We start from the raw sequence: 10,647 nt of genomic DNA on the forward strand, positions 1-10,647 counted from the left end.
GCTGCCGATGGGTAGTACGTGGCTGTGTCGTATTGGAGAACCAAATGAAATTCCTTTCCCGCACGCCGGGTACTCCCGCGTGCCTGTCCGTCTGTGTCTGCATGGTGCTGTTTGCTGATCTCGCAGGCGCCGCCGAGCATGATCCGACCCGAACCCTCGATACCTTGGTGGTCACCGCCGCCGCTCCTTCATCGCCGCTGCAATGGGTGACCGACCCGCGGCTGCCGCGGCAACCGGTGCCGGCCAGTGATGGCGCCGACTACCTCAAGACCGTGCCGGGCTTTTCCGCCATCCGCAACGGCGGCACCAATGGCGATCCGGTGCTGCGTGGCATGGGCGGCTCGCGCCTGAACATCCTCAGCAACGATGGCACGCTGATCGGCGCCTGCCCGTCGCGGATGGACAATCCGCTGTCCTATATCGCGCCGGAGACCTTCGATCGCCTGACGGTGATCAAGGGCCCGCAAAGCGTGCGCTGGGGCGCGGGTGCCTCGGCCGGCACCGTGCGTTTCGAGCGCGACACCCCGCGTTTCGATGCGCCGGGCATGCGGCTCAACGCCAGTGCATTGGCCGGCTCCAACAACCGCAATGACCAGGTGCTGGATGCCAGCTTCGGCAGCCAGCCCGGCTATGTCCGGGTCAATGGCAACCGCTCGGAAGCCGATGACTACAAGGACGGCAATGGCGACGTGGTGCCCTCGCGCTGGCGCAAATGGAATGCCGATGCCGCCATTGGTTGGACGCCGGATGCCGATACCGTGCTGGAACTCAGTGCCGGCACCGGCGACGCGATCGCCCGTTACGCCGGCCGTGGCATGGACGGTGCCGCGTTCAAGCGCGACAGCTATGGGCTGCGTTTTGAACGCGGCAACCTGCCCGGTGCATGGGACAAGCTGCAGGCCAATCTGTACTACAACAACGCCGATCACCTGATGGACAACTACACGCTGCGCACGCCCAACCCGGCCAGCAGCATGCCGATGCCGATGGCCTCGAACGTGGAGCGTCGTACCACCGGCGGCCGCGTCAGCAGCGAGTGGCGCTGGCAGGACGTGGCCATCGTCGCTGGCGTGGATGCGCAGGACAGCCGCCATCGCAGTCGCAATGGCATGGGCCGCAACACCTGGCAGCAATCGCCGTGGAAGCGCGATGCCGACTTCAGCAACCTGGGCGTGTTCACCGAGCTGACCCTGGGCGAAGGCACCGCACAGCGCTGGATCAGTGGGCTGCGCCTGGACCGCGCGCAGGTGAAGGATCGGCGTGCGACCACCGGCATGATGAACATGCCCAACCCGACCGCCGGGCAGCAGCGGCAGCAGGATCTGGGCAGCGGTTTCCTGCGTTATGAGCGCGACCACGGGCAGGCCTGGACCTGGTACGCAGGTATCGGCCACAGCGAGCGCATGCCGGATTACTGGGAGCTGTTCTCGGCCAATGCAGGGCCGGCCGGCAGCATCAATGCGTTCTCCGCGGTGAAGCCGGAACAGACCACGCAGCTGGATCTGGGCCTGCAGTTCCGCAGCCAGCATGTGGATGGCTGGGTATCGGCATATGCGGGGCGGCTGCAGGACTACATCCTGTTCCGCTATCGCAGTGGCGGCATGATGGGCAGCACCACCCAGGCCGACAATGTGGGTGCGCGTATTGCCGGTGCCGAGGCGGGCTTGGAATGGCGTTTGGCCCAGGCCTGGAAGCTGGGTGGCACCCTGGCCTATGCCTGGGGTGAGAACCGCAGCGAGGGCCGGCCACTGCCACAGATTCCACCGCTGGAAGCCCGCCTCAGTGCCAGCTACGAGCATCAGCGCTGGTCGGCGGGTGCGCTGTTGCGCGCTGCCAGTCACCAGCATCGGGTAGCCGAGGATGAGGGTAACGTGGTTGCACGTGACCTGGGTCCGACCGCAGGCTTCGCCACCTTGTCGCTGAATGCGGCCTATCGCTTCACCGATGCGCTGCGCGCCAGCGTGGGCGTGGACAACGTGTTCGACCGCGCCTATGCCGAGCATCTGAACCTGGCGGGCAGTGCCGATTTCGGTTTTCCGGCCGATCCGGTGCGGATCAACGAGCCGGGGCGTAACGTCTGGTTGAAGCTGGATTACCGTTACTGATGCCGCGGTTGCCGCCGCTGCCTGCGCACGGGTAGCGGCGGCATGGCATGCTGGGGACCGGTAATGCTTGGCAAGGAGTGGTATGAGTCTGCGTGCAGTCGCCTACGTGAGCACGGCGGTAGCCGGCTTGGGAACCACCGATCTGGATCATCTGCTGGTCGATGCGCGAGCGCACAACCAACTGGCAGGTGTTACGGGTGTGCTGTTGTTCGATGGACGGCAGTTCTTCCAGTACTTCGAAGGTCCGGAAGAGGGCGTGGCACGCGCCTACGAGCGCATCCGCAATTCGCATATGCATGTTGATCTGCGCGAACTGTATAGCGCGCCGGTGGATAGCCTGCACTTCAGTCAGTGGCATATGGGCTGCACCCAGACCGTGGGCAGCGTGCTGCAGCAGTTGAGTACCCAGCATTGGCAGTGTGAGGCCGAGTTTCTGCAGGACGAGGTGGCCCAGTCCGATGCATCACCGGCACTGCGCGAGCTGCTGGCATTCTGGGCCCAGCAGAACCCGTAGTGCCGAGCCATGCTCGGCAGGGGCATTAGCCGTAGCGTGTCCGTTCAAAAACGCTCGTGGCCTAGGTTCAGCGCCGACAGCAACCCTCCCCTTCGCTGCGCGAAAGGGAGGGGGCAGCAGCGTAGTGCCGAGCCATGCTCGGCAGGGGCTTTACCCGTAACGTGTCCGTTCAAAATCGCTTGCGGCCAGGGTTCCGCGCCGACAGCACCCCTCCCCCACCCTCCCCTCGGTTGGGCTATCGGGTGGGGGCCGCAGCTGCGGGCCGCGCCATGCGCGGGTGGGGCTTTCCGTGCCAAGCTCCAGCCGAGCATGGCTCGGCTCTACAGAGCGAATCGAGCGCTCAGATCTCCTCGTGCAGGCCGCACTCGCGCTTCAGGCCGAAGAAGCGGGTGTCTTCCTCGCGCATGCCCGGCTCCCAGCGGCGGGTGGTGTGGAAATCACCGATCGATACATAGCCCTGCTCCCACAGCGGGTGGTAGGGCAGTTGGTGTTCCTGCAGGTACTTCCACACGTCGCGGTCGCTCCAATCGGCGATCGGGTTGACCTTGTAGCGCTCGCCACGCCGCTGCAGCACCGGCGTGTTGGCGCGGCTGGCCGACTGGCTGCGGCGCAGGCCGGTGAACCAGGTGCCAACCTGCAGCTCGTCCAGGGCGCGCTTCATCGGCTCGACCTTGCGTAGATTGTTGTATTGCTCGATGCCGACCACGCCCTGTTCCCACAGGCGGCCATGGCGCGCTTCCATCCAGGCGCGGCTGACCTGCGGACGGTAGACCTTGAGGTTGAGCTTGAGCCGCTCGCTGAGTTCGTCGGCAAAGCGATAGGTTTCCGGGAACAGATAGCCGGTATCCACCAGGATCACCGGGATATCCGGGCGCTGGCTGCTCAACAGGTGCAGGGTGACTGCCGACTGCGCGCCAAAGCTCGATGACAGCACATGCGCGCCGGGCGCGTTCTGCAGTGCCCAATGCACGCGCTGCTGCGCGTTCAGTGCTTCGAGTTCGGCGTTGAGCGGGCCCAGGTCATCCGGCAGGACAACCGGCGTGGTGGTGGGGGATTTGGGCAGGGCGCTCATGCGTGCAGTTCCACGGGGATTTCGCGGTGGGTGGGGTAGGGCGGCAGGGCGACGATGCCGGCGCGGTGCAGGAAATCACCGAAGCCTTCTTCGCCATTGCGTTCACCGGCATAGCGGGCAAACAGGGGTTCCAGCGCGGCCAGGATCTCCGGCTCGGCGATGTTCTCGCGGTACAGGGTGTTCAGGCGCTGGCCGCGGTGATCGGCACCCAGCATCAGGTTGTAGCGGCCCGGTGCTTTGCCGACCAGGGCGATCTCGCCCAGATAGGGCCGCGAGCAGCCATTCGGGCAGCCGGAGATGCGCAGCAGGATGGGGGCCTCGCTCAGGCCGTGCTGGGCCAGCAGCGGCTGCAGCTTGGCGCTGAACGCAGGCAGGTAGCGCTCGGCTTCGGCCATCGCCAGGCCGCAGGTTGGCAGCGCCACGCAGGCCATCGCGGCGCGTGCCAGCGCGGTCGGTGCGCGGTTGCCCAGGTCCAGCCCGGCGCTTTCGACGATGGCGTCGATCTGCGCGCGCTGGTCGGCGGCGACGCCGGCAATGACCAGGTTCTGGTTGCCGGTCATGCGGAACTCGCCCTGGTGGATGCGGGCGATCTCGCGCAGCGCGGTCAGCTGCGGTGCGCCGGGCAGGTCGGCGATGCGGCCGGCCTGCAGGGACAGGGTCAGGTGCCAGCGGCCATCGGCGCCTTCCACCCAGCCGTAGCGGTCGCCGTTGTGGGCGAAGGGCTGCGCACGCGGGGCGGCGAAACCAATGCCGGCACGGCGTTCGATCTCGGCGACCACCGTGTCCAGGCCGTGGTCGTCGATGGTGTACTTGAAGCGGGCGTGCTTGCGCAGTTCGCGGTTGCCGAGGTCGCGCTGGGTGGTGACCACGGCGGTCGCCACGTCCAGCAGCGCATCACGCGGGATGAATCCGACGTTGTTGGCAATGCGCGGGTAGGTTTCGGCATCGCCGTGGGTGGCGCCCATGCCGCCGCCGAGGGTCACGTCATAGCCCAGTAGTTCGCCGGCAGCATCGAGCACGCCGATGAAGCCCAGGTCGTTGGCGTACACGTCCACGTCGTTGAGCGGTGGCAGTGCGAAGCCGATCTTGAACTTGCGCGGCAGGTAACGCTCGCCGTAGATCGGCTCGTCCTCGGCACCGCTGCCGGCCACGCGCTCCTCGTCCAGCCAGATTTCGTAGTAGGCGCGGGTATTGGGCAGCAGGTGCTCGGAGGTGCGCGCGGCATCGGCGTACAGCGTGGCGTGCGCGCTGGACAGCAGCGGGTTGGCGGCAACCAGCACATTGCGGTTGACGTCGCCGCAGGCGGCCAGGGTGTCGATCAGCGCGGCGTTGATCGCCTGCATGGTGGCCTTCAGCTCGCGCTTGATCACGCCATGGAACTGGAAGGCCTGGCGGGTGGTGATGCGCAGCGAATGGTTGCCGTAGCGGGTGGCGATGCTGTCCAGCTTGAGCCACTGCTCGGGGCTGATCACGCCGCCCGGGGTGCGGGTGCGGATCATGAACTGGTAGGCCGGTTCTAGCTTCTGCCGGCGGCGCTCCTCGCGCACGTCGCGGTCATCCTGCTGGTAGCTGCCGTGGTACTTGATCAGGGTCTGGTCGTCTTCGCGCAGGGCGCCGGTGACCGGGTCGGCCAGGCTTTCCAGCAGGGAGCCACGCAGGCGGTTGCTGTCGGCCTTGATGTTCTCAACGGAGTGGTTGCTCATTCTTTTCGCTATCTGGAGTCAGAGGGTGTAGGAGCGGCGTAAGCCGCGAAGCCACTGCTGCGTCAACGCGCAGGGTCAACGCCAACAACACTCAATACACATCCCGTCCATAGCGCCCCTCCGTGTGCAGTCGAGTCAGGTAGTCGCGGGCAGCGTCTTCATCCAACCCGCCGTGTTCGCGCAGTACATCCAGCAGCGCGGCATGCACGTCCTTGCCCATGGCGATGGCGCCGCAGACATACAGGTGTGCACCGTTCTGCAGCCAGTCGTACAGATCGCGGCCGCGGGTACGCAGGCGCTGCTGCACGTAGACCTTGTCGGCCTGGTCGCGCGAGAAGGCCAGGTCCAGACGCTGCAGTTCCTTGCGGCGCAGGGCGTCCTGCCATTCGCTCTGGTACAGGAAATCGGTGTTGAAGTGGCGTGCGCCGAAGAACAGCCAGTTGCGGCCGGCTGCGCCGGTCTCGGCACGTTCCTGCACGAAGCCACGGAACGGGGCGACGCCGGTGCCGGGGCCGATCATGATGATGTCGCGGCTGTTGTCGGCCGGCACGCGGAAGCGCTCGTTGGCTTCCACGTAAACCGGCAGCTGTGCGCCTTCTTCCAGGGCCGCCAGGAAGCCGCTGGCCGCGCCCAGGTGGGTGCTGCCGTGGGCGTGATAGCGCAGCTCGTCGACGGTGAGATGGACTTCCTCGCCCACCCGCTTGCGGCTGGAGGCGATGGAGTACAGGCGCTGCGCGGCCGGGCGCAGGGTGCTGAGCAAAGCCTCGGGGCTCCATTCGGCCGGCCAGCGGCGCAGCACGTCGACCAGTTGGTGGTCTTCGAAGACTGCCGCCAGTTCGCTCTTCTGCGCCGGGTCCAGCAGGCGGGCCAGCTCCGGGTGCGCGCTGCGTTCGGCCACGGCGGCCAGCAGCGGGCGCGAGATGCGGGTCAGCTCGCGGTGCTCGGCCAGCCATTGGCTCAGCGGGCGGCCATGACCGTCATGTTCGACCGACTGGCTGCCGTCCAGGCCGGTGACATCCAGTACCGCCTCGACCAGTTCGGCCGGATTGCGGTGCACGATGACCAGCGCATCGCCGGGTTCGTAGTGCAGGTTGCTGCCTTCCAGCGACAACTCGAGATGGTGCACATGCTTGGCGGCAACGCCGTACTGCGCGTAGGCCGGGCCCTTGAAGTCGCGACCGCTGATCACCTGCCGCGACAGCAGCTCGGCATTGAACGGATGCTGGGCGCTGTAGACGGTGCCATGCCGCAGCGGGGTGACATTGCTGGTGGTCGGGGTGGCGGTCTCGCTGATGTTGGCGCGGGCATCGCGCAGGGCCTGCGCGCGCCACGGATCGACCACGCTGTCGATGTCCAGGTCGGCCTCGCCCACGGCCTGCAGGCGGGTGGCCCCCAACTCGGCCAGGCGGCTGTCCAGCTTGCGCGCAATGCCGCAGAACTCCACATAGCTGGAGTCGCCCAGGCCGAGCACGGCGTACTTCAGCTCCGGCAGCTTGGGGGCGCGCTTGCCGGCGATGAACTCGACCAGACCAATGGCATCGTCCGGCGGGTCGCCTTCGCCTTGGGTGCTGATCACGATGTAGAGCAGGCGCTCATTGGCCAGCTCGCGGGTGGCATAGGCGTCGGCGCGCAGCAACCGCACCGGCAGGCCGGCGGCCTCGGCCTCGGCGGCCAGCTGTTCGGCAGCGCGGCGGGCGTTGCCGGTCTGGCTGCCATAGATCACGGTCAGCCGGTTCTGGGCCGGCTGGTTGCCGGCCTGGCCGCCGGGGATGACGGCAAGGGAAGGGGGAGGATTTCCCTGCGCCAACCCGGCGGCGAAACCGGAAAGCCACCACAGGCTGTTTCCGTCCAGACCGTCCACCAGACGTGTCAGCAGGACCCTGCGGTCTTCAGGCAAGGGGCTGGGGGGCACGGTGGCGGCGGCAGTCATTTCCGGTCCGGTTTGGTTTGGGGATGACTGATCCTAGGTACGGCGCAGTGCCAGCGGAAAGGACAAGCGGTTATCGCTTCATGCCTTGGGTTTATTTCGTCCTGTGCCAGCGCAGGCCCACACTTGCCATCCGATCCCGACCCTTACCGGGTACTGTGTGGCCCATATCGGGCCTGGCCTCTGCGACTGTGCTGATGACTGATACCACTCTGTCCCACCTCGATCGGCTGGAAGCCGAGAGCATCCATATCCTGCGTGAAGTCGCCGCGGCCTTTGACAACCCGGTGCTGCTGTACTCGGTGGGCAAGGACAGCTCGGTGCTGCTGCACCTGCTGATGAAGGCCTTTGCCCCGGGCGTGCCGCCGATCCCGCTGCTGCACGTGGATACCCGCTGGAAGTTCCGCGAGATGATCGCCTTCCGTGACCGCCGCGTGGCCGAAACCGGCACCGAGCTGCGGGTACACATCAATCCCGATGGCATTGCCCGCGATATCGGCCCGGTCAGCCACGGCGCCAGCGTGCATACCGATGTGATGAAGACCCAGGGCCTGAAGCAGGCGTTGGACAAGTGGAAGTTCGATGCGGCCATTGGTGGCGCGCGCCGTGACGAGGAAAAGTCGCGGGCCAAGGAGCGCGTGTTCTCGTTCCGCAACGACCGCCACCGCTGGGACCCCAAGAACCAGCGGCCCGAGTTGTGGAACCTGTACAACGCGCGCATTCATCAAGGCGAGAGCGTGCGCGTGTTCCCGCTGTCCAACTGGACCGAGCTGGATATCTGGCTCTACATCTACCGCGAGAAGATCCCGGTAGTGCCCTTGTACCTGGCCGCCGAGCGACCGGTGGTGGAGCGCGACGGCAGCCTGATCATGGTTGATGACGAGCGCCTGCCGCTACGGCCGGGCGAGCAGCCGCAGCTGCGCAAGGTGCGTTTCCGCACGCTGGGCTGCTATCCGCTGACCGGCGCGATCGAATCCGAGGCTGACACGCTGGAGAAGATCATCGCCGAGATGCTGGTATCCACCAGCTCCGAGCGGCAGGGGCGGCTGATCGACCATGACCAGTCCGCATCGATGGAGAAGAAGAAGCTGGAGGGGTATTTCTGATGAGCGCCGTGACTGCCACCTCCGATATCGCCACCTATCTGAAGACCCACGAAGACAAGCCGCTGCTGCGCTTCATCACCTGCGGCAGCGTGGACGACGGCAAGAGCACCCTGATCGGGCGCCTGCTGTACGAAAGCAAGCGCCTGTTCGATGACCAGCTGTCCGCGCTGGAGGCTGACAGCCGCCGCCATGGCACCCAGGGCGAGCGCATCGACTATGCGCTGCTGCTGGACGGCCTGGCCGCCGAGCGCGAGCAGGGCATCACCATCGACGTGGCCTACCGCTATTTCGATACCGACCGCCGCAAGTACATCGTCGCCGACTGCCCTGGCCATGAGCAGTACACCCGCAACATGGCCACCGGTGCCTCGACTGCCGATGTAGCAGTGGTGCTGGTGGATGCGCGCAAGGGCCTGCTGACCCAGACCCACCGGCACAGCTACATCATCTCCCTGCTGGGCATCGGCCAGGTGGTGCTGGCGGTCAACAAGATGGATCTGGTCGATTACGACCAGGCGGTGTTCGAGCGCATCGTGGCCGAGTACCGGGCGCTGGCCACACAGCTGGGCATTGCCAACGTGCAGGCCATTCCGTTGTCCGCGCTGGAAGGGCAGAACCTGTCCACGCGGTCGGCGGCCACGCCCTGGTACAGCGGCCCCAGCCTGATCGAGCACCTGGACACGGTCGAGCTGCGCGAGCACGACGCTGCCAGCGGCCTGCGCCTGCCGGTGCAGTGGGTCAATCGGCCCAACCAGGATTTCCGCGGCTTTGCCGGCACCATAGCCGCCGGCCAGGTGCGCGTCGGCGACGAGGTGGTGGTGCTGCCGTCGGCGCGCCGTTCCACGGTCAAGCAGGTGCTGGGCCCGGATGGCCCGCTGGCGGTCGCCTCAACCGGGCAGGCGGTGACCCTGACCCTGGCGGACGAAATCGATGTCAGCCGCGGTGACGTGATTGCCGCTGCCGGCGACCCGCCGGAAGTGGCCGACCAGTTCGCCGCTCATGTGCTGTGGATGGACGACGCGGCGTTGTTGCCGGGCCGTCCGTACTGGCTGCAGATCGGCAGCCGCACGGTGGCTGCCAATATCAGCGAGATCAAGCACCGGGTGGATGTGAACACCCAGGAGCGGCTGGCTGCCAAGCGCCTGGAGTTGAACGAGGTTGGCTACTGCAATCTTTCGCTGGACGAGCCGGTGGCCTTCGCCCCGTATGCGCAGAACCGCGCATTGGGCGGCTTCATCCTGATTGACCGGCAGACCAATGCCACCGTCGCCGCCGGTACCCTGGACTTCGCCCTGCGCCGTGCCGGCAACGTGCATTGGCAGCACCTGGACGTGGACAAGGCCGCGCGGGCGCGGATCAAGGGCCAGCAGCCGAAGGTGCTGTGGTTCACTGGTTTGTCCGGTGCCGGCAAATCCACTGTCGCCAACCAGGTGGAGAAGCGCCTGCATGCGCAGGGTGTGCATACCTTCCTGCTGGACGGCGACAACGTCCGCCATGGCCTGAACCGCGACCTCGGCTTCACCGACGAGGACCGCGTGGAGAACATCCGCCGCGTTGCCGAAGTGGCGCGGCTGATGGCCGATGCCGGGCTGGTGGTGTTGGTCAGCTTCATCTCGCCGTTCCGCGCCGAGCGGCAGATGGCGCGCGAACGCTTCGAGGATGGCGAGTTCATCGAGGTATTCGTCGACGTGCCGCTGGAAGTAGCCGAGGCCCGCGATGTGAAGGGCCTGTACCGCAAGGCGCGCGCCGGGCAGATCCCCAACTTCACCGGCATCGACTCCCCGTATGAGGCCCCGGAAAACCCCGAACTGCACCTGCACGCGGACACCGACAGCGTGCCGGCGATGGTGGAGCAGGTGTTGCAGGCACTGCGCTGATAGGAGGCACTGCAGTCTTTACCCCCTCGCTTGCGCCGAAGGCAGAGGGGCGGGCAGAGAAGTGCCCCGGACATGGTCGCCATTGCAGCTTCAGCCCCCTCCCTTGCGCCGAAGGCGGAGGGGAGGGCTGAGAAGTGCCCCGGACATGGCCGCCCTTGCAGCTTTCGCCCCCTCCCTTGCGCCGAAGGCGGAGGGGAGGGCTGGGGAGGGGTAAGCGCTTTGGCGCTTTCGCCCTTGGGGGGGGGGGGGGGGGGGGGGGGGGGGGGGGGGGGGGGGGGGGGGGGGGGGGGGGGGGGGGGGGGGGGGGGGGGGGGGGGGGGGGGGGGGGGGGGGGGGGGGGGGG

7 protein-coding genes are annotated in these 10,647 nt (G+C 66.9%); 4 read left to right on the forward strand and 3 right to left on the reverse strand.

The window, feature by feature from the left end; all coding sequences use genetic code 11:
- Positions 1–44 precede the first annotated feature (44 nt).
- Together ACVOLQ_RS12225 and ACVOLQ_RS12230 are read left to right on the forward strand one after the other, a co-directional pair.
- Positions 45–2,105, forward strand: coding sequence for a TonB-dependent copper receptor (locus tag ACVOLQ_RS12225; RefSeq protein WP_481528182.1), 2,061 nt, complete (start codon positions 45–47; stop codon positions 2,103–2,105).
- A gap of 82 nt (positions 2,106–2,187) precedes the next feature.
- Positions 2,188–2,619, forward strand: a complete 432-nt coding sequence (locus tag ACVOLQ_RS12230) for a BLUF domain-containing protein (protein ID WP_481528183.1) — start codon at positions 2,188–2,190, stop codon at positions 2,617–2,619.
- A gap of 340 nt (positions 2,620–2,959) precedes the next feature.
- On the opposite strand, the gene ACVOLQ_RS12235 is transcribed toward ACVOLQ_RS12230, so the two are convergent.
- The 3 genes from ACVOLQ_RS12235 to ACVOLQ_RS12245 all read right to left on the reverse strand — a co-directional run bounded on the left by ACVOLQ_RS12235 (position 2,960) and on the right by ACVOLQ_RS12245 (position 7,324).
- Entirely contained in the window at positions 2,960–3,691 is a 732-nt protein-coding gene (locus ACVOLQ_RS12235; protein ID WP_313494890.1) for a phosphoadenylyl-sulfate reductase, read from the reverse strand.
- Complete coding sequence (gene cysI / locus ACVOLQ_RS12240; RefSeq protein ID WP_481528184.1) at positions 3,688–5,394, reverse strand: assimilatory sulfite reductase (NADPH) hemoprotein subunit; 1,707 nt, start codon at positions 5,392–5,394, stop codon at positions 3,688–3,690. The genes ACVOLQ_RS12235 and cysI overlap by 4 nt, the downstream gene beginning before the upstream one ends.
- A 91-nt stretch (positions 5,395–5,485) precedes the next feature.
- Positions 5,486–7,324, reverse strand: coding sequence for an assimilatory sulfite reductase (NADPH) flavoprotein subunit (locus ACVOLQ_RS12245; RefSeq protein WP_481528185.1), 1,839 nt, complete (start codon positions 7,322–7,324; stop codon positions 5,486–5,488).
- Positions 7,325–7,518: 194 nt separating this feature from the next.
- On the opposite strand from ACVOLQ_RS12245, the gene cysD reads away from it, so the two are divergent.
- Together cysD and cysN are read left to right on the forward strand one after the other, a co-directional pair.
- A complete protein-coding gene (gene cysD / locus ACVOLQ_RS12250) occupies positions 7,519–8,427 on the forward strand; it encodes a sulfate adenylyltransferase subunit CysD (protein ID WP_312914246.1) in 909 nt (302 codons plus the stop codon).
- Positions 8,427–10,304 carry a sulfate adenylyltransferase subunit CysN gene (cysN, locus tag ACVOLQ_RS12255; RefSeq protein ID WP_481528186.1) on the forward strand — a complete coding sequence of 626 codons (1,878 nt, stop codon included), beginning with the start codon at positions 8,427–8,429 and terminating at the stop codon, positions 10,302–10,304. Before cysD ends, cysN begins: the two co-directional genes overlap by 1 nt.
- Positions 10,305–10,647: the final 343 nt, after the last annotated feature.

It is taken from the genome of Stenotrophomonas sp. STEN031 (assembly GCF_056759975.1).